The organism is Micromonospora sp. NPDC049275 (genome assembly GCF_043197115.1).
GTDB lineage: Bacteria > Actinomycetota > Actinomycetes > Mycobacteriales > Micromonosporaceae > Micromonospora.
Genome location: NZ_JBICSN010000009.1, coordinates 58837 through 77666 on the forward strand (window position 1 = coordinate 58837; position 18830 = coordinate 77666).

The window sequence follows — 18830 nt, forward strand, 5'->3', positions numbered from 1 at the left end:
CATGACCAGCTCACCCCTGCGCGCGGCGGCTCGCCGGCTCGCCGCCGGACTGGTGGTCCTCTGGGCCGCCGCCACCGCCGCGTACCTGGCCCTGCTTGTCGCGCCCGGAGACACAGTGGACACGATCGTCGGCGACGGGGCGGACACCCCGCAGATCCGCGCCCAGATCATCGCCGAGTGGAGCCTGGACCGACCCGCAGTCGTCCAGTACCTCGACTACCTGCGGCGGCTCGCCGCCGGCGACCTGGGCCGCTCCTACCTGCTGCAACGGCCCGTCGTCGAGGTGATCGGCGAACAGCTCGCACCCACCCTCACCCTCGCCCTCGCCGCCGCGGGCCTCGGGGTGCTGCTCGCCGTCGTCCTCGCCGTCGCCACCGCCGGGGACCGCCGTCCCTGGCTGCGGCGGGCCAGCTCCGGCGTCGAACTGCTGCTGGTCTCCACCCCGCCCTTCCTGATCGGCATCGTGCTGCTCAGCGTGCTGTCGTTCCGGTTCGGACTCTTTCCGGTCTCCGGCGACCGGGGCGTCGGCGCGCTGGTGCTGCCCGCCGTCACCCTGGCGCTGCCCATCGCCGGACTGCTCGCCCAGGTGCTCCGCGACGGGCTCGACCGGGCACTCGACGAGCCGTTCGTGCTGACCGCCCGCTCCCGGGGCGTACGGGAACGAACGGTGCTCCTGCGCCACGCGCTGCGCCACGCGCTGCTGCCCGCCGTCACCCTGGCCGGCTGGCTGTTCGGCATCCTGCTCGGCGGCGCCGTCATCGTCGAGCAGGTCTTCGGCCGACCCGGCCTCGGCCAGGTCACCCTCACGGCGGTGACCAGCAAGGACATGCCGGTGGTGCTGGCGGTGGTCACCCTGTCCGCCGCCGTCTACGTCGCGGTCAACACCATCGCGGACCTGACGTACCTGCTGGTCGACCCGCGCCTGAGAAGGAGCTGACCCGATGACAGTCACCCTGGCCCCGGCAACCACCGACGCGCACACAGCCCATCCGTCCACCCCGCCCGCCCCGACCGTCCGCCGCCGGTGGCGCCCCGGGCTGCTCGCCGCTGGGGCGTACCTGATCCTGCTGGTGGTCGCCGGGGTCTGGCCGGCGGTCCTGGCGCCCGGTGACCCGCTGGCGGCGGACCCGCTGGGGGTGCTCGAAGCGCCGAGCGCGGCGCACTGGCTCGGCACCGACCACCTCGGCCGTGACGTGTGGACCCGCGTCGTGCACGGCGCCGGGCACTCGCTCACCATCGGATTGGCGGCCACGGCCATCGCGGTCACCGGCGGTGTGCTGCTCGGTCTGCTCGCCGGCCTCACCCACCGGCTCGCCGACGAGACCCTCAGCCGCGCCTTCGACGCCATCTCGGCCTTTCCGATCCTGCTCCTGGCGCTGCTGTTCATCGCCGTCGCCGGGCCGGGCACCGTCAGCCTGATCATCGCCATCGGCGTCGCCACCCTGCCGCACCACGCCCGGGTGGTACGTGGCCAGACACTGCTCGTCCGCCGCGCCGCGTACGTCGAAGAGGCCGTCACCTTCGGTCTGTCCCGACCCCGGCTGGTGGCACGGCACGTCCTACCCAACGTGATCGGCCCGGTGCCGGTTCTCGCGGTGATCGGGCTCGGCGAAGCGATCATGATCGCCGCGGGGCTCAGCTTCCTCGGCATGGGTCCACAGCCACCGTCGCCCGAGTGGGGCGCGATGCTCTCCGAGGGACGCAACTACCTCCAGGTGGCCTGGTGGATCACCGTCCTGCCCGGCGTCGCGGTCACCGCGACAGTGGTGGCGTTGACTGTCGTCGGCCGACACTGGCAGACCCGCTTCGACGGGCGGCAGCGCTGATGGCCCCCCTGCTCGCGGTCGAGGACCTGCACGTCGACTTCGACACCCCCACCGGCCGGGTCGCGGCGGTCCGGGGGATCAGCCTCACCATCGAGCGCGGTGAGTGCGTGGCCATCGTCGGCGAGTCCGGGTCCGGCAAGAGCGTCACCGCCCGTACCCTCGTCGGCCTCGCCGGCCCCGGCGCGACAGTCCGCGCCGCCCGGCTCGACCTCGTCGGCCAAGATGTCCGTGGCCACGGCCCACGGGACTGGCGGCGGGTACGCGGACGGCTCGCCGGGCTCGTCCTGCAGGACGCGTTGGTCTCCCTCGACCCGCTGCGCACCGTGGGCGCCGAGATCGGCGAGGTGCTCACCACCCACGGCATCGTCGGCCGCCGCGAACGGGCCGGCCGGGTCACCCACCTGCTCGACGAGGTCCACCTCCCGGAGCCGGAGCGCCGCGCCCGGCAGTATCCGCACCAACTCTCCGGCGGGCTGCGACAGCGGGCGCTGATCGCCTCGGCGATCGCCGGGGAACCGGCCCTGCTCATCGCCGACGAGCCGACCACCGCGCTGGACGTCACCGTGCAGGCGCAGATCCTGCGGCTGCTCGCCGAGCGACGGGCCGCCGGGGTCAGCCTGCTGCTGATCAGCCACGACCTGGCGGTGGTCGCCCAGGTCGCCGACCGGGTGCTCGTGATGCGGGACGGTCGGATCGTCGAGCACGGCCCCACCGCACGGCTGCTGCGGTCGCCGGCACATCCGTACACCAGGCAGTTGCTGGCGGCGGTGCCCTCGGCGTCGTCGCGCGGGCACCGGCTCGCCGCCACCGCGGTCGGGCGCGACGGCGGCGTCGCGCGCCGGGAGGCGCTGCCCGCCCGCCCCGACGTCCGCCCGGACGACACGCTGCTCGACGCGGTCGGGCTGACCAGGAGGTACGGCGACCACACGGTCGTGCGTGACGTCTCCTTCTCCATCGCGCGGGGCGAGACGTTGGGGCTGGTGGGGGAGTCCGGGTCGGGTAAGAGCACCCTGGCCCGGATCGTCGCCGGTCTCCTGGCCGCCGACTCCGGTGCCGTCACCTTCGAGAAGGCGCCGTGGTCGCAGGTGCCCGAGCGGGTCCGCCGCCCGTTGCGCCGCCGGCTGCAACTGATCTCCCAGGACCCCCTGAGCTCCTTCGACCCGCGTTACCGCGTCGCCCAGGTCGTCGGGGAGAACCTCGACCCCGACGTCGGTCGCGGCGATCGCCGCGACCGGGTCGTCGACCTGCTGCGTCGCGTCGGCCTCGGACCGGACCTGCTCGACCGGCACCCCCGGCAGCTCTCCGGCGGGCAGCGGCAGCGGGTCGCCATCGCCCGCGCGATCGCCCCACGACCCACCCTGATCGTCTGCGACGAACCGGTCTCCGCGCTCGACGTCTCGGTCCAGGCCCAGGTCCTCGACCTGCTGGCCGATCTGCGGGCCACCGACGGCACGGCTCTGCTCTTCATCTCCCACGACCTGGGCGTGGTGCACCACCTCAGCGACCGCGTGCTGGTCATGCACGACGGCGCGGTGGTCGAGCAGGGACCGGTCGGCGACGTCTTCACCTACCCCCGACACGACTACACCCGGTCCCTGCTCGACGCGTTGCCCACGCTCGTCACGGCCGGCCGACCGCAGGAGGTACGCCCATGACCGAGAAGACCCTGCATCTGGCCGTGGCACTGGACGGCCTGGGCTGGCACCCGGCCGCCTGGAGGCTCTCGCGCGCCGGAGCGTCCGCGCCGCTGACCGCCCGCTACTGGGCGGCGCTCGCCGGCGAGGCCGAGAAGGCCGCCCTGGACCTGCTGACCATCGAGGACAGTCTCGACCTCCAGTCGTCGCGGCCCGATGGCCCGGACGGCCGCGCCGATCAGCTCCGGGGGCGTCTCGACGCGGTGCAGATCGCGGCGCGGGTCGCCCCGTTGACGCGGCACATCGGGCTGGTCCCGACCACCAGCACCACCCACACCGAACCGTTCCACCTGTCGACGGCCGTGGCCACGCTTGACCACATCAGCGGTGGGCGGGCCGGTTGGCGGCCCCGGGTCTCGGCCCGGCGAGCCGAAGCCGGGCACTTCGGCCGCCGCGAGATCCCCGTGCTGGACCCGTCCCGGCTCGCCGAACCGGAGACGCTACGGCTCGTCCGCGACCTCATCGCCGAGGCCGGCGACGCGGTGGAGGTGGTCCGCCGACTCTGGGACAGCTGGCAGGACGACGCCGAGATCCGGGACGTGGCGACCGGCCGCTTCGTGGACCGGGACCGGCTGCACTACGTCGACTTCACCGGGCGGTGGTTCTCGGTCAAGGGGCCCTCCATCGTGCCCCGATCACCACAGGGACAGCCGGTGGTCGCCGCGCTGGCCCACTCGTCGGTGACGTACGCCTTCGCCGCCCGGCACGCCGACGTCGTCTTCGTCACCCCTACCGACCCCGGGCACGCCGCCGCCATCGTCGGGGAGGTCCGGGCGGTCGAGGAGACCGTTGGTCGCAGCGAGCCACCGCTGCGCGTCCTCGCCGACCTGGTCGTGCTGCTCGACGAGACGCCGGCGCTGGCCCGCCAGCGCAGGACCCGCCTCGACGACCTGCTCGGCGCCCAGTTCACGTCGGACGCGGCCTTCTTCTCCGGTACCCCGGGGCAGTTGGTCGACCTGCTGGTCGAGTGGCACCGGGTCGGAGTGGACGGTTTCCGGCTGCGTCCGGCAGTCCTCCCCGACGATCTGACCGCGATCACCCGGGCACTGGTGCCGGCGCTGCGCGAACGGGGTCTGTTCCGCGCCGGCTATCCGGGCGGGACGCTGCGTGGCCTGCTCGGCCTGACCCGACCGGCCAGCCGCTACGCCGCCACCGCGACCGCCTGAGTCTGGAGACCGCCATGCCCAAGCAGATCATCCTGGCCGCGCACTTCCCCGGCGTGAACAACACCACTGTCTGGAGCGATCCGGACTCCGGCAGCCACATCGACTTCTCCTCCTTCGTCCACCTGGCCCGCACGGCCGAGCGCGGCAGGTTCGACTTCTTCTTCCTCGCCGAGGGGCTGCGGCTGCGCGAACAGCGGGGGCGCATCCACGACCTGGACGTGGTCGGCCGCCCGGACACGTTGACCCTGCTCGCCGCCCTCGCCGCGGTCACCACCCACCTGGGCCTGGCCGGCACGCTCAACACCACCTTCCGGGAGCCGTACGAGCTGGCCCGCCAGTTGGCCAGCCTCGACCACCTCTCCGGCGGGCGGGCCGCCTGGAACGTCGTCACCACCTCCGACGCGTTCACCGGGGAGAACTTCCGCCGGGGCGGCTACCTCGACCGGTCGCTGCGCTACGAGCGGGCCGCCGAGTTCGTGCGTACCGCCCGGACGCTGTGGGAGTCATGGCCGGCGGAGGCGATCGTGGGGGACCGCGACGGCGGCCGGTACGTCGCCGACGCCGACCCGGGCGCCTTCGCCCACCACGGCGACCAGTTCGACATCGCCGGGCACTTCACCGTTCCCCGCAGCCCGCAGGTGCACCCGGTGATCCTGCAGGCCGGCGACTCTCCCGACGGGCGCGAGTTCGCCGCGTCCAGCGCCGACGCGATCTTCTCCCGACACGGCACCCTGGAGGCCGGCCAGGAGTTCTACCGGGACGTGAAGTCCCGGCTGGCCCGGTACGGCCGCCACCCCGACGAGTTGAAGATCATTCCAGGGGTCACCTTCGTCCTCGGCGACACCGACGCCGAGGCGCAGGAACGCGCCCACCACATCCGCCGCCAGCAGGTCAGCCCGCAGACCGCGATCCTGCTGCTGGAGCAGCTGTGGAACCGGGACCTGTCCGGGTACGACCCCGACGGCCCGCTGCCCGCCGAGGACCCGGACGTCACCGCCGACACCATCAGCAGGGGCCGGGCCGGCATGTACCCCGACCCGGTCGCCACCGCCCGGCAGTGGCGGGCCCTGGCCGAGGAGAAGGGGCTCGGCATCCGCGACCTGATCATCGAGGTCACCGGCCGGCAGTCGTTCGTCGGCACCGCGAGGCAGGTCGCCGAACGGATGAACCACTTCGTGCAGTCCGACGCCGCCGACGGTTTCATCCTGGTGCCGCACCTGACCCCGGCCGGTCTCGACGAGTTCGTCGACCAGGTCGTCCCGCTGTTGCAGGAGCGCGGCGTGTTCCGCGCCGAGTACGCCGGCACCACCCTGCGTGACCACCTCGGCCTCGGCCCCGCCCGCCCCTGACCCCTACCGCCGAGAGTGACGGTCCCCGCATGAAGTTCCTGCTGATAACCCTGATCACCCATTTGCCCGACCCGGTCACCGGCCAGCGCAGGAGCACCACCGAACGGTTCCGGGAGGTGGTAGACACCGCCGTTCTCGCCGAGGAACTCGGCTTCGACGGGTACGGAGTCGGCGAGCGGCACGAACGCCCCTTCATCTCCTCGTCGCCGCCGGTGGTGCTGAGCCACATCGCGGCCCGCACCTCCACCATCCGGCTGTTCACCGCGGTCACCACGCTCAGCCTGCTCGACCCGGTACGCGCCTACGAGGACTACGCCACCCTCGACCACCTCTCCGACGGGCGGCTCGAACTGATCATCGGCAAGGGCAACGGCGCCGCGCAGGCCCAGCTCTTCCACGTCACCGCCGACGACCAGTGGGACCGCAACCGGGAGGGGTACGAGCTGTTCCGTCGGCTCTGGCGGGAGGAGAAGGTGACCTGGTCCGGGGCGTACCGCCCGTCGCTGACCGAGGCCGAGACCTGGCCCCGCCCGCTGCAACAGCCCATTCGGGTCTGGCACGGCAGTGCCACCAGCAGGGAATCGGTCGACCTCGCGGCACGCTACGGAGACCCGATCTTCTCCGCCAACGTCACCAACCCCATCGAGCCCTACGCCGAGCTGATCCGCCACTACCGGGAGCGGTGGGTCCACTACGGCCACGACCCGGCCGACGCCCTCGTCGGCGCCGGCACCGCGGGTTTCCACGTGGCGCGCACGTCGCAGGAGGCGGTCGAGAGGTACGGGCCGATCTTCGACGCCCGGCTCGCCGCGTTCCGCCGGCTCGGCGTCCCGCCGGTCTTCCACACCCTGTCCGACGCCATCGAGCGCAGCTCGATGCTCGTGGGGAGCCCGCAGCAGATCATCGACAAGGTGCTGCGCTACCACGAGCAGTTCGGCCACGAGGTCATCCACCTCCAGGCCGACCACGACGGGCTGACCGACAAGCAGCACCGGGAGAGCCTGGAGCTCTTCCAGGCCGAGGTGGCACCGGTGCTGCGCCGGGAGATCCCCAGCCGCCCCTTCCGCGCGCCGGTGACCGCCGGCGCGACGGCCTGACCAGAAACGGGGACCACCATGTCAGCGACCCCTCTGTCCGTTCTCGATCTCTCCCCGGTTCCCTCCGGCGGCACCGTCACCGACGCCTTGCGCAACACAGTCGACCTGGCCGGTCGGACCGAGCAGTCCGGCTACCACCGCTACTGGCTGGCCGAGCACCATCTCGCCGCAGGCGTGGCCAGTTCCGCGCCGGCCGTGCTCATCGGACAGGTGGCCGCGGCCACCAGCGTGCTCCGCGTCGGCTCTGGCGCGGTGCAGGTCGGCCACCGCACCGCGCTGTCGGTGGTCGAGGAGTTCGGCACCCTTGCCGCCCTCTATCCGGGAAGGATCGACCTCGGCCTGGGCCGGTCCGGCCAGCGGCGGGTGGAGGCCGCCCGAGAACTCGCCGCCGCCGCCCCGCCGCCGCAGGCCGAGGCCCGGATGGTCGACGGACTGCTGATTCCGCAGCCGTTCTCCTACGCCAGCGTGCTCGCGTCCCCACGCTTCGCCCTGAGCAGCGCGCTGCTGCACCAGCCGGGCGCCCAACCGCCGGCCTTCGCCGACCAGGTGGCCGACCTCCTGGCTCTGCTGCGCGGCGACTACACCGACGCCGACGGCCTGGACGCGCACGCCGTTCCGGGGGAGGGCGCCGACCTGCGGGTGTGGCTGTTGGGCAGCAGCGGCGGGGAGAGCGCACAACTCGCCGGCGCGCTGGGCCTGCCCTTCGCCGCCAACTACCACGTCAGCCCCTCCTCGGTGCTCGACGCGGTCGCCGGCTACCGGGCCGCGTTCCGCCCCTCGGCGGTGTTGGCGCAGCCGTACGTGATGGTCTCCGCCGACGTGGTGGTCGCCGAGACCGACGAGGCCGCGCACCGTCTCGCCGCGCCGTACGGGCCGTGGGTACGCAGCATCCGCAGTGGCGAGGGCGCCATCCCGTTCCCCAGCCCGGAACAGGCCGCCGCGCTGCCCTGGACGGACGACGACCGCGCACTCGTCGCCGATCGGGTCGACACGCAGTTCGTCGGATCGCCGGGCACTGTCACCGAGCGGCTGCGAACCCTGCGGGACGTCACGGCCGCCGACGAGCTGCTGATCACCACGATCACGCACGCGCACGCCGACCGGGTCAGCTCCTACGAGCTGCTCGCCAAGGAGTGGCGGGACTGACCGCGCTCATCGCCGGGGGACGGCTACCTGTTTCCCCGGTCGTCGGGTGCTGCCATAATGGCTGTGGCGCCCGTCGATACGGCTGGGCCCGGGGGAAGCCCTCCGCAGAGTGCGGACGGTGGGGTCGGAACCCGGAGGCCGCGATGGACCTTGTCCCAGACGCTACCGCCATCTCCAGCCTGGTCGATCTGCTCGGCGCAGTGCTGCAACTGACTGCCGCGGTGGTCAGTCTCCTGGCCGTCGTCGTTGCCCGTGGGCGCCGCGCGGATCGGCGTGGCCGGCGCGACGACGACGCCTCGGCCCCATAACGCGGGGATACGACCCAGAGGGGATGACCCGCAACATCCATGCATCTCAATATGATGACGCTATCTCGATCGAGGTGCGCTCACGAGGCGTGCCGTCTGGATGCGGAGGAATGCATGGTTCGCTGGCGTACCCTCACCGGCCTGGTGGCCGCCGCGCTGGCTGCGGCCAGCCTCACCCTCGCGGCGCCCGCCGCCGCGGCCGACAGCCCCGTCACTCCGAACGTCGTCGGCGGCACCCGCGCCGCGCAGGGTGAGTTCCCGTTCATGGTGCGGCTCTCGATGGGGTGCGGCGGGGCCCTCTACAGCTCCCGGCTGGTGCTCACCGCGGCGCACTGCGTGGGCTCGACCGGCACCAACACCAGCATCACCGCCACGCTCGGGACGGTCGACCTCCAGTCGTCCAGCCGGATCACCGTCCGGTCCAACTACGTCTACCGCGCTCCCGGCTACAACGGCGCCGGAAAGGACTGGGCACTGATCCGCCTGGCCACGCCCGTGACCGGGTTGAGCACGTTGAAGATCGCCACCACCACCGCGTACGACAGCGGCACCTTCACCATCGCCGGCTGGGGCGCGGCGCGCGAGGGCGGCGGCCAGCAGCGGTACCTGCTCAAGGCCACCGTGCCGTTCGTCAGCGACTCCACCTGCAACTCCAACTACGGCGGCGACCTCATCCCCGCCGAGGAGATCTGCGCCGGCTACTCCAGCGGCGGTACGGACACCTGCCAGGGCGACTCGGGCGGCCCGATGTTCCGCCGCGACGCCACCAACGCGTGGATCCAGGTCGGCATCGTCAGCTGGGGCAACGGCTGCGCCCGACCCAACTACCCGGGCGTCTACACCCAGGTGAGCTACTTCGCCTCGTCGATCGCCTCGGCCGCGGCGAGCCTCGGTGGCTGACGACCGCTGACCGTACGACTTCTCGGGCGGCCCGGACCACCACGGTCCGGGTCGCCCACGCGTGCACCGGACTCCGGCCCGACGGGGCGCGGCGCACTGCGGCCGGGCCGGCGATCCCGCCGTGCAGGAGCGTCGCCGCTGCGGGGCCGGAGTGGGCCAGCCGACAGATTCGGCGGGCCGCGCGTTCGGCCTCGGCGGTGGCGGCGATGATGGGTCGGTGCAGATCCTGTCCATCCAGTCGTCGGTCGCCTACGGCCACGTCGGCAACTCGGCAGCCGTCTTTCCCCTCCAGCGGCTCGGGCACGAGGTCTGGCCCGTCCTGACGGTTCACTTCTCCAACCACACCGGGTACGGCGCGTGGCGTGGGCCGTTGCTGCCGGCCGCCGACGTGGCGGAGGTGATCGCGGGGATCGCCGACCGGGGGGTCCTCGGTGACGCCGACGCGGTGCTGTCGGGCTACCAGGGTGATCCGGCGATGGGCGCCGTGATCCTGGATGCCGTGGCCCAGGTCAAGGCCGCCAACCCGGCCGCGGTGTACTGCTGCGACCCGGTGATGGGCGACCTCGGTCGCGGCATGTTCGTCCGGCCGGGCATCCCGGAGTACCTGCGCGACACAGTCGTGCCGCGCGCCGACATCATCACGCCGAACCATTTCGAGCTGGACTTCCTCGCCGGCCGCACGACGTCCTCGCTGGCGGAGGTGCTGGACGCCGTCGACGTCGTACGCGCCACCGGGCCGCGGCACGTCCTGGTCACCAGCGTGCTGCACGGCGACGTTCCGGCGGGCTCGCTGGAGGTGGTGGCGGTCTCCGACGAGGGCGCCTGGGCGGTGACCACCCCGCTGCTGCCGATCAACCCGAACGGCGGGGGCGACATCACCGCGGCGCTGTACCTGGCGCACCTGTGGACCTCCGGGTCACCCGCGACCGCGTTGGAGCGCACCATCTCCTCCGTCTTCGCCGTCCTCGAGGCGACCCTCGCGGCGGGCACCCGGGAGATCCAGCTGATCGCGGCACAGGACGCGATCGCCGAGCCGCCCGCGAGGTTCACCGCCCGCAAGCTGCGCTGAGCGCGGCTCAGCGCAGCGCGTCGTCGCGCAGCACCGCGTGCGCGCCGACGGTCTGGTTGACGATCTGCGTGACCCGCACGTCGACGACGACGCTTGCCAGCGCCACCGCGTCCGGCCGGCTGAGGCCGTGCAGCCGCTGCATGAGGGTCAGCATCTCCTCAAGAGCCAGGAACGTCGCCTCGTCGAGGGACGCGCCCACGCCCAGCGTCAGCCAGGCGTCGGCGGTACGGGCCACCGGGCTGGTGACCGGGAAGTCGTCGCGGACGTCGAAGGTCAGCGTCACCTCGTCCATCGGGCACTCGATCGCCGTACCGCCGACCTCGCCGTCGCCCTGCGCGGCGTGCCCGTCGCCCACCGAGAACAGCGCCCCGTCGACAGGGATCGGCAGCAGCAGGGTGCTGCCGGCGGTGAGCTCCTTGCAGTCCAGGTTGCCGCCGCAGGGCCGAGGCGGGATCGTCGAGTGGCGTCCCGGCTCGGCGGGCGGCATGCCGAGCACCCCCATGAACGGGCGCAGCGCCACCGTGTGGCCGTGCTGGTTGCGGCCTGTCAGCGCCACCGGGTCCAGCTCCCAGGAGTGCACCACGCCGTCGGTCTCGACGCCGTAGCGCTTGTTGAACCCGCTCGGCCACCCGCCTGCCACAGTCGTACCCCAGGTGCCGGGGACGATCGCGTCGACGCGTACCGCGAGGGTCTGACCGGCGCGCGCACCGCGGACCGCGACCGGCCCGATCAGCGCGTGCCCGTGGTCGGGCCGGTACTGCGGGGCCCGGGGCCGGTCCCGGTTCGGCCCGCCGGGGTACGGGCCGGCCGACCACCAGCAGTCCAGCGTGCGGTAGGTGACGGTGTCGCCGGAGTCGATGGTGAGCGCCGGCGCGAGGTCGGGGGAGAAGTGACCGTGCAGGGTCTCGTCGCCCGGTGCGAGGGTGTGTCGCATCTGCGCAGGCTACGTGTCGGCGTGGCGCGGCGCGACCCGCGCGCCCGCGCCCGACGACAACTCGCGAACCGGTGCGCGGCCGGCCCGACCCGGCCCGGCCGCGCACCTCGACCCTTGGTCAGTCGACTGTCGGCGCTGCAGTCCTGGCCGCCTCGGCCAGCGCGGCGGCGGCCCCGGCGTACGGGTTGTAGCTGTAGCTGCGCGCCAGCCCGGCCGGGACCGTGAAGTACTCGGCGGACAGCTTCGCCGGATCGCTGGCCAGCTCGCCGCGGGCGGGTACGTCGTTGCCGTCGTCCCAGCCCCACGGGGCGTTCGCGGAGTTCGCCGAGCAGCTCCACGTGCCTGCGCCGCAGTCGCCGGTGGTGTCACCGGCGAACGTGCCCAGGCCGGCGAACAGGTTCGCGTTGGACCGCTGCGCCCACAGGCCCCCGGCGGCGAAGATGTCGACGAGTTGGTACCGCACGTCGCGGTCGTCGCCGCTGCTCGGCGTCTCGGCGACTGTGGACGGGTAGTAGACCAGGCCGTCGCCGTTGATGGCGTACTGCGGGTATGCCTTCAGGCCGTGCCCCTGCGCCTCCTGCGCGGTCACCGGATGGGAGAACGAGTCGTGCGGCGACGTCTGGAACTGCAGGGTGCCGTCGATGCTCTCCCGGCCGCTGGTCCAGGTGCTGCCGGCCGGCGCGTACGAGTAGAAGTCGCTGTGCGCGACGGTGACCGCGCCGCGCAGGACGCCGTACGGGGAGCCGTCGCGCTCGATCGCGAAGAGGACGCCCTCGCCGTCGTTCTCGTGCTCGGTCTCGAAGAACGGGTGGTCGGTCCAGTCGCGCGGGTGGAAGAACAGGTACGTGAGGTACCAGTGCGTGCTCGTCTCCACGACGGAGTAGTACACGTGCGCGGCGAGCGAGGTGCCGGACGCGCCAGCGCGGTCCCAGTTGTCGCGCCCGTTCAGGTTGCCGTCGAAGTCCACGGCGGTGAGATAGTCGGACTGACCGCCCAGGGCGTGCGCGCCGGTGGCGTCGACGTCCTGGTAGTGGACGGGCGCCCAGCGCAGGGCCAGCTCGGCCCGGCTGACGGCGGCGGTGGCGGGTGCCGGCGCCGCGAGTGGGGCGACCGCCAGCGCTGACACGGCGGCCGCCGCGGTCAGTGCCCTCGCCACCCGGGTTCGCCGGTTCGTGGTGAATCTGTCGCGCATCGTGTGCTCTCCCGTGTCGAATTGACAGGCCACGATGGATGATCGTCGGTTCAGGGGCCCGGTACGTGTCCCTGCGGCGACGAGCGGGCAGCCGCTTTTCGACGGGTTCGCGTCCGACGAGCCGGTGCCGCCGTCCCCCGCCGACGGAGGAGCTTGTATTGATGCTTGTCGAATGCGATGCTGTGGTCGGTCGCGCTCGGGAGCCAGCGCGCCCAATCCTCTCCGGATGCGGGGACGCGCGAGGTGGCCACGCCACCCGCGCCGGGCAGTCCCCGTCAGCGGCCGCATGCCGATCGCCGTCGGGCGGCCGCCGCGCACGTCCGGCCCCGTACGGTCGGTCGCCCATCCTCGGCCGCGACGGCGACGGTTCCCCCGGAGGTACCGATGCTCCGCATCTTCCTGGCAGTCACGACCATGGCGCTGGCCGGTTGGGCCGGCACGACCGGCTCCGCGGAGGCCGCGCCGGCACCTGCGCCGGCCGTCACGCCCACGCCCACCCTGTCGCCGTCACCGACCCCGACCTGCCCGCCGGCCCTACCGATCGCCGCCTCGGTGACCGCGGTGACCACCACGAGCGTGACGTTGACGTACTCGATCTTCTTCCGCCCGCCCTGCGGCTACGACCCGCCGATGACCGTCAGCCTCTTCGCCAGCCGCGCGGACGCCCAACAGTGGCAGGCGCCGGTGGCCCAGGTCGTCACCGGCCCCGAGCGCAGCGGGGTCGTCACCATCGACCAGCTGACGCCGGACACCGAGTACTGGTACCGGTTCAGCGACGCCGAGGGCCGGCGGGACCCGTATTGGATCGCGGCGGCCCGGACCGCCGCGTTGGAGGCATGCTCGGCGACGGCCACCATCGACTCCCAGTGGGGGACGGGCTTCGTCGCCACGGTGACGGTGCGCAGCACTGGGACGCAGACGCTGGACCGGTGGAGTGTCTCCTGGCGATGGGCCGGCGACGAGCGCATCCAGACGGTCTGGCGCGGCGTCGCCGAGACGGCCGGCGCCGACGTCACGATCCGCAACGCCTCCTACAACGGCACGCTCGCGCCGGGTGGCGTGACGACGTTCGGTCTGCTCGTGACCACCAGCGCGGTGCCCGACGGGCTGACGTTGGCCTGCAACCGCTGACCGGTCACCCGGCCGTGGCCCGCGCCCGTCAGGGTTTGCGGGCCACGGCGCCGTAGGCGTCGATTCCGACGGCGTCGGCGTCGTCCGGGCGCCACAGCGGGATCGGCACGAGGCCCGGCTCCACCATCGTCAGCCCGGAGAAGCAACTGGCCAGATCCTCCGGGCTGCGCAGGATGTACGGCACACCACCGTTGTCGGCCAACCGCTGCGCACCGGAGACCACCGCCGGGCTGGTGTTGGTGCCGTCCCAGAGCACCAGGTGGCTGCCGGACGCGGTCGCGTCCATCGTGCGCCCGACGATCGAGCGCACCACCTCCAGGTCCGGCTCGTACCCCAGCACGCCCATGAACATCACCGCGATCGGCTTGTCGAAGTCCAGCGTTCGCGCCGCCTCGGCGAGGATCCTCTCCGGGTCGTGGTAGTCGGCCGGGACGTACGTGGTGACGCCCTGCGTGGTCGTGCTGGCCAGCAACGCGCGGGCGTGCACGAGGACCATCGGGTCGTTGTCGACGTAGACGATCCGCGCGTCGGGCGTGATGCCCTGGGCGACCGCGTGGGTGTTCTGCATGGTGGGCAGGCCCGTGCCGATGTCCAGGAACTGCCGGATGCCCGCCTCGGCGGCCAGGTGCCGCACGGCCCGCACCAGGAAACCGCGGGACTGCTGCGCCATCACGACGATCTCCGGGTAGACCTCGGCCACCGCGTCACCGGCCGCCCGATCGGACTGGAAGTTGTCCTTGCCGCCCATCCAGTAGTTCCAGATCCGCGCCGCGTGCGGCACCTCGGGCTGCAGGGTCGCGGTGAGTTCGGCGTCCGGGCCGGCCATGGCAGGCTCCTGTCGAGGGGGTCGTCGGTGTGGGTGACACCCGGGATTGTCCACTATCGACGGCGGTGGCCCGGACCGGGTCGCCCGTGACGGTGTGGGCGACCCGGTGACACCTCACGGCGCGTCCACGACCTCCCTGCCCAGCGGCCAGAACGCGGCCGGGACGAGCTTGAAGTTGGCGATGCCGAAGGGGATCCCGATGAGCGTGACGCAGAGCGCGACGCCCGCGAGGATGTGCGACAGCGCGAGCCACCAGCCCGCCAGCACCACCCACAACACGTTCGCCAGCCCGGAGCCGACGCCCGCGCCCGACTTGGGCACCAGGGTGCGGCCGAAGGGCCACAGCGAGTAGACGGCGAGGCGCAGCGAGGCGACGCCGAACGGGATGGTGACGACCAGGACGAAGCAGACGAGCGCGGCGAAGCCGTAGCCGATCGCCAGCACGAGGCCACCACCGAAGACGAGCCACAGGACGTTCAGGACGAAGCGAATCACCCCTTCAGCATGCGCGACGCGCGCCACCGGGGGTCGGGCCGCGATCAGTCCGGCAGCCCGCCGCAGGCGACACCGTCGATCGTGCACGCCGTGGGCGTCGCGCCGACCGCCGCGCCGTTGACCCGGAACGTCACCCGGACCGAGCCGCTGCCCGGCACCTGACCGGAGCCTGCGTCCGGCACGAACGTCCACACCACGCCGGCCTGCGTGACCCGCGCCCCCTGCACCGCGCTGACCCGCAACGACTCCCGGGGCAGCGTGACGGCCAGCGTCCACCGCGCCACCGGCGACGGCCCCGGATTGGTGACGGTCACGGCGGCGCCGTAGCTGAACAGGGCCTTCTCCTCGATGGCGAAGTCGGCGCCCAGCGCGGCCGGGGTCGGCGACGCCGACGAGAGGGTCGCGGCCGGCGTGCTGGTCGGCGGCGGGGCGGGCGGCGGGGCCGCGCTTACCGACGGCGGCGCGGACGTGGGCGGGCTGCTGGCCGCCGGCCTCGCCTGCCCCCGGGGCGTACCGGCCTCCGGAGTGCCCAACTGGTCCACCGACGGGGGAGGGTCGAGGGTCACCGGTGCCAGACGCTCCGGCGTACGCACCACACCGATGACGGAGACCACAGTCGCCACCACCACCCCGAGCGCCGCGAGCACGGCGATCCAGGTGGCCCGCGACACATCGCCCCGGCCGGTGACCACCCGCCGTACGGCTGCGGCGGCGGCCACGATCCGGTCCAGCAGAATGATCGCCACAGTACGTCGTGGCTGCGGCGGTGTTGCCGGCACTGCCTCTCCCCTTCACTTCATCCCCGGGCGTCCACACGCGACCGCCGGGTCGCGGCGGCACCCGACCCGTCACAGGGCGCGTAGCCCGACAAGTATCGACTCGAGCAGCTCCTGCGACGGCAGCTCCGACAGCGTCGGCGGCTCGTGCGTCTCGACCAGACCCGCCCCGAGCAGGTCACCGAGGAGGACCCGGACGGTGCCCAGGGGCAGATCCAGCTCGGCACTGACCTCGGCCACCGACACTGGATGGTGACACAGCTCGACGATCCGCGCCTGTTCGGGGAAGAGCGCCGTCGGCGGTGTGGCCGCCCGCCGCGCGACGACAAGCGAGATGAGATCGAACCGGCCTCGCTCCGATACGGTGCGCCCGCCGGTCATCGTGTACGGACGGGCCACCGGACCGGCGTCGTCGTCGTACCACGCCTCGTCAGCGGAGCCGGCGCTGTGCACCAGAGTCCCCGCTTCTCGCCGCGGAGGCGGGGGTCAGGGCGATTGGCAGATGCCGTTCGGCCTGCCCCACGAAGAGCGCGACCTCGTACGCCATGTCGCCCACCTCGATCTCGTCCCCGGCGATCCGGACGGTGAGAATGGTCCCGTTTGCGATGGTGGCGACGAACAGGAACGCCCGCGACATCTGCACCACGATCTGCCGGAGCCCGCCCGCGTCGCAGGTCCGGGTGGCGGCGAGCCCCAACGCCAACAGCCCGGCGACCATGCCGGAGACCTGGTCGGCCAGCTTCGCCTCGACCTGCCGGGAATTGCCGAGTGGGAGCCCGTCCGGGGAGAGCACCACGGCGAACTCCGCCCCGCGTACCCGGTCGACCAGGCGGTCCAGCGCGCCGGTCAGGGTGTCCGCGGTGACCACTGCATGCGTCATCGATGTCTCCTCGTTGCTCTCGTGACCGGCAGTTCCGTGGTGTCGGGGCCGGTGCTGCCGGGTTCTGGGCCGGTCGGCCCGGACTCGGGCCCGGCGGACCGGTACTGGCGGACCCGAGTCGGCAGCTCGCCAGCACCGCCCACCCCGCCCATCGCGGCCGCGCCGGGCCCGGCGGGGCGGTTGCGGGCCTGGGAGTACGCGGGCCGGGGGACCGCCCCGGCCGGACCGCCGGTCACCGTGACCAGCTCCGCCGGCAGGTCCACGATCGCGGCCGTCCCGCCGCGCCGACTGGGCCGCATCGTGACCCGGGCGCCGCAGCGGGCGGCCAGCAGGGCGACGATGTGCAGCCCCGTGGCGTCGGCGGGTGGGTGGGTCGGCGGGCTGGTGAGCAGGTCGTTGACCGCGCTCAGCGTGGTCGCGTCGAAACCGGGCCCGTCGTCGACCACCACGACCGCGCAGCCGTGCGGCCGGTGCTCACCGGCGACCCGGACGGTGGTGTCCGTGGCCGAGAAGGTCAGGGCGTTCTCGATCAGCTCGGCCAGCAGGTGCACGACGTCCGTGACGGCGGGCCCGGCGAGCGACCACGGCCAGTGCGGCGCGACCAGGACGCGGTGGTATTCCGGCACCTCGGCGACCGCGCCGCGCGTGACGTCGAGCAGGGGGACCGGGCGTCGCCAGCGGCGGGCCGGGGTCGCGCCGGCGAGGGTGACCACCTTCTCCACGTTGCGGCGGATGCGGGTGGTGAGGTGGTCGAGCTGGAACAGCTCGTCGGCCTCCTCGGCGCTGCGCTCCCGCCGCTGCATCGCGTCCAGCAGGTCGAGCTGGTCGCGGAGCAGGACCTGGTTGCGCCGGGTGACCCGCAGGAACAGCTCCCCCAGGCGACGGTCCTCTACCGGCCCGCCGTCCGTGTGGCTGCCGCCGGCCTGGTCGCCGGGAGGGTGCTCGTCGGCGGATGGGGCCGGCAGGGCCGCCGCGACTGGTTCGGGCCGGCTCGGACGGGACTCCGAGCGGGTCCGCCGGTCGGTCAGGCGGCGCACGGTGGCGGCCCCGCCGAGCAGCACCGCCAGCACGGCGATCAGCCCGAGCCCCACCACCGCGCCGGTCCGCCCGACGATCACCGCGGCGCGCGGCGTTGCCCGTTCGACGCTGCCGCGGGCCGTGGTCGTCACCAGCTCGTGCAGCGCGCCGAGCGCGGCGTCCGCCGCCTCCCGCCAGGCCGCCGCGCTGACCCCGCGCAGAGCGTCGGCCCGCTCCGACCGCAGCAGCATGTCCTCCACGGCGCGCAGACCCGCGAACTCCGGGCCCGCCGCGAGCCGCTGGTGCGCGTCCCGGCCGCCGGCCGGCAGGCCGGCTGCCGCCTCGGCGCGGGCGTACCGCTGGGTGGTCACCAGCTCGACCAGCCGCCGCCGCTCCCCGTCGCTGAGCCGACCGCTCACGACGGCGGCGGTGACCAGGGTGTCCTCCCGGGCGAGCAGCTCGCGGGCGCGGACCAGCGCGATCACCGCGCGGGTCTCGACCGCCAACCTGCTCTCGTACGCGCCCCACTCCGGCCCGTACACGTCGAAGGCGGCGTCGACGAGCTGGTCGTACCCGTCGATCGCCCTGGCACGGTCGAGGTACCCGGAGTCCACCTGGGACCTGACGGCGCCCAGCCCGTTCAACCGCCGGACGAGCGCCTCGGCCCGGTCGCGCACCGCCCCCGCGCTGAGCAGGCGCGGATCGCGGCCGGCCGGGAACGCCCGCACCTCCGCCGCGGCCCGGTCGGTCACCTCCCGCACCCCGGCCAGCGCGAGCCGCGCCCGCGCCGATCCGGCCAGCGACTCGACGGTCACCCGGCGCTCGGTCTGCAGGCTGAGGATCAGCCGGTCGATGGGCTGGCCCAGGGTGTCGGCCAGGGTCCGCACCCGCAGCAGGTCGACCGCTTCCTGACCGGTCAGGTAGGCCGCGTACGACCAGAGCGAGAGCAGCACCGCCGCCGCCGCGACGAGCCGGACCCGCAGCCGTCGTTCGTCGGTGCGCGTCACGGCGCGCTCCGCCGCGG

At 73.4% G+C, this 18830-nt stretch carries 19 protein-coding genes; 11 read left to right on the plus strand and 8 right to left on the minus strand.

Translation table 11 applies throughout. From position 1 onward, the window contains the following. Position 1: 1 nt before the first annotated feature. The 10 genes from ACGFIE_RS24280 (at position 2) to pdxY (ending at position 10555) form a co-directional block, all read left to right on the plus strand. Positions 2 to 937, plus strand: a complete 936-nt coding sequence (locus tag ACGFIE_RS24280; RefSeq protein WP_393298267.1) for an ABC transporter permease — start codon at positions 2 to 4, stop codon at positions 935 to 937. A 4-nt stretch (positions 938 to 941) separates the two neighbouring features. Further along, a complete protein-coding gene (locus tag ACGFIE_RS24285) occupies positions 942 to 1826 on the plus strand; it encodes an ABC transporter permease (protein WP_393298269.1) in 885 nt (294 codons plus the stop codon). Then, positions 1826 to 3481, plus strand: coding sequence for a dipeptide ABC transporter ATP-binding protein (locus ACGFIE_RS24290; RefSeq protein ID WP_393298272.1), 1656 nt, complete (start codon positions 1826 to 1828; stop codon positions 3479 to 3481). Before ACGFIE_RS24285 ends, ACGFIE_RS24290 begins: the two co-directional genes overlap by 1 nt. Next, positions 3478 to 4686: an LLM class flavin-dependent oxidoreductase gene (locus ACGFIE_RS24295; RefSeq protein WP_393298275.1), complete on the plus strand. Its 1209-nt coding sequence runs from the start codon at positions 3478 to 3480 to the stop codon at positions 4684 to 4686. Before ACGFIE_RS24290 ends, ACGFIE_RS24295 begins: the two co-directional genes overlap by 4 nt. 14 nt (positions 4687 to 4700) lie before the next feature. After that, complete coding sequence (locus ACGFIE_RS24300; RefSeq protein ID WP_393298277.1) at positions 4701 to 6035, plus strand: NtaA/DmoA family FMN-dependent monooxygenase; 1335 nt, start codon at positions 4701 to 4703, stop codon at positions 6033 to 6035. Between the two features lie 29 nt (positions 6036 to 6064). Then, positions 6065 to 7132, plus strand: a complete 1068-nt coding sequence (locus ACGFIE_RS24305) for an LLM class flavin-dependent oxidoreductase (RefSeq protein ID WP_393298280.1) — start codon at positions 6065 to 6067, stop codon at positions 7130 to 7132. A gap of 18 nt (positions 7133 to 7150) precedes the next feature. Next, positions 7151 to 8278: an LLM class flavin-dependent oxidoreductase gene (locus ACGFIE_RS24310; protein WP_393298283.1), complete on the plus strand. Its 1128-nt coding sequence runs from the start codon at positions 7151 to 7153 to the stop codon at positions 8276 to 8278. Positions 8279 to 8421: 143 nt separating this feature from the next. Continuing rightward, the gene (locus tag ACGFIE_RS24315) at positions 8422 to 8586 is read left to right on the plus strand and encodes a hypothetical protein (protein WP_393298286.1); all 165 of its coding nucleotides are present in this window, start codon (positions 8422 to 8424) and stop codon (positions 8584 to 8586) included. Positions 8587 to 8700: 114 nt separating this feature from the next. Then, entirely contained in the window at positions 8701 to 9486 is a 786-nt protein-coding gene (locus tag ACGFIE_RS24320; protein ID WP_393298289.1) for a S1 family peptidase, read from the plus strand. Between the two features lie 217 nt (positions 9487 to 9703). Then, positions 9704 to 10555, plus strand: a complete 852-nt coding sequence (gene pdxY / locus ACGFIE_RS24325; RefSeq protein WP_393298292.1) for a pyridoxal kinase PdxY — start codon at positions 9704 to 9706, stop codon at positions 10553 to 10555. 7 nt (positions 10556 to 10562) lie between these two features. Here the strand turns inward: pdxY and ACGFIE_RS24330 are convergent, their stop codons facing one another. Together ACGFIE_RS24330 and ACGFIE_RS24335 are read right to left on the minus strand one after the other, a co-directional pair. Beyond that, entirely contained in the window at positions 10563 to 11489 is a 927-nt protein-coding gene (locus ACGFIE_RS24330) for an acetamidase/formamidase family protein (RefSeq protein WP_393298295.1), read from the minus strand. Between the two features lie 118 nt (positions 11490 to 11607). Next, positions 11608 to 12681, minus strand: a complete 1074-nt coding sequence (locus tag ACGFIE_RS24335) for a hypothetical protein (RefSeq protein ID WP_393298298.1) — start codon at positions 12679 to 12681, stop codon at positions 11608 to 11610. Between the two features lie 384 nt (positions 12682 to 13065). Here ACGFIE_RS24335 and ACGFIE_RS24340 point away from each other — a divergent pair, with 384 nt between their 5' ends. After that, the gene (locus ACGFIE_RS24340) at positions 13066 to 13812 is read left to right on the plus strand and encodes a cellulose binding domain-containing protein (protein ID WP_393298301.1); all 747 of its coding nucleotides are present in this window, start codon (positions 13066 to 13068) and stop codon (positions 13810 to 13812) included. Positions 13813 to 13840: 28 nt separating this feature from the next. Here ACGFIE_RS24340 and ACGFIE_RS24345 read toward each other — a convergent pair whose 3' ends face one another. The 6 genes from ACGFIE_RS24345 to ACGFIE_RS24370 all read right to left on the minus strand — a co-directional run bounded on the left by ACGFIE_RS24345 (position 13841) and on the right by ACGFIE_RS24370 (position 18813). Beyond that, on the minus strand, positions 13841 to 14638 hold the full coding sequence (locus tag ACGFIE_RS24345; RefSeq protein WP_393298304.1) for an SAM-dependent methyltransferase: 798 nt from the start codon (positions 14636 to 14638) through the stop codon (positions 13841 to 13843). Between the two features lie 114 nt (positions 14639 to 14752). Then, complete coding sequence (locus ACGFIE_RS24350; RefSeq protein WP_393298307.1) at positions 14753 to 15133, minus strand: YccF domain-containing protein; 381 nt, start codon at positions 15131 to 15133, stop codon at positions 14753 to 14755. 44 nt (positions 15134 to 15177) lie between these two features. After that, the gene (locus tag ACGFIE_RS24355) at positions 15178 to 15879 is read right to left on the minus strand and encodes a cellulose binding domain-containing protein (RefSeq protein ID WP_393298310.1); all 702 of its coding nucleotides are present in this window, start codon (positions 15877 to 15879) and stop codon (positions 15178 to 15180) included. A gap of 102 nt (positions 15880 to 15981) precedes the next feature. Further along, the gene (locus ACGFIE_RS24360) at positions 15982 to 16362 is read right to left on the minus strand and encodes a DUF742 domain-containing protein (protein ID WP_393298313.1); all 381 of its coding nucleotides are present in this window, start codon (positions 16360 to 16362) and stop codon (positions 15982 to 15984) included. Continuing rightward, positions 16340 to 16789 carry a roadblock/LC7 domain-containing protein gene (locus ACGFIE_RS24365; protein ID WP_393298316.1) on the minus strand — a complete coding sequence of 150 codons (450 nt, stop codon included), beginning with the start codon at positions 16787 to 16789 and terminating at the stop codon, positions 16340 to 16342. Before ACGFIE_RS24365 ends, ACGFIE_RS24360 begins: the two co-directional genes overlap by 23 nt. Further along, positions 16786 to 18813, minus strand: coding sequence for a nitrate- and nitrite sensing domain-containing protein (locus ACGFIE_RS24370; RefSeq protein ID WP_393298319.1), 2028 nt, complete (start codon positions 18811 to 18813; stop codon positions 16786 to 16788). The genes ACGFIE_RS24365 and ACGFIE_RS24370 overlap by 4 nt, the downstream gene beginning before the upstream one ends. Positions 18814 to 18830 lie beyond the last annotated feature (17 nt).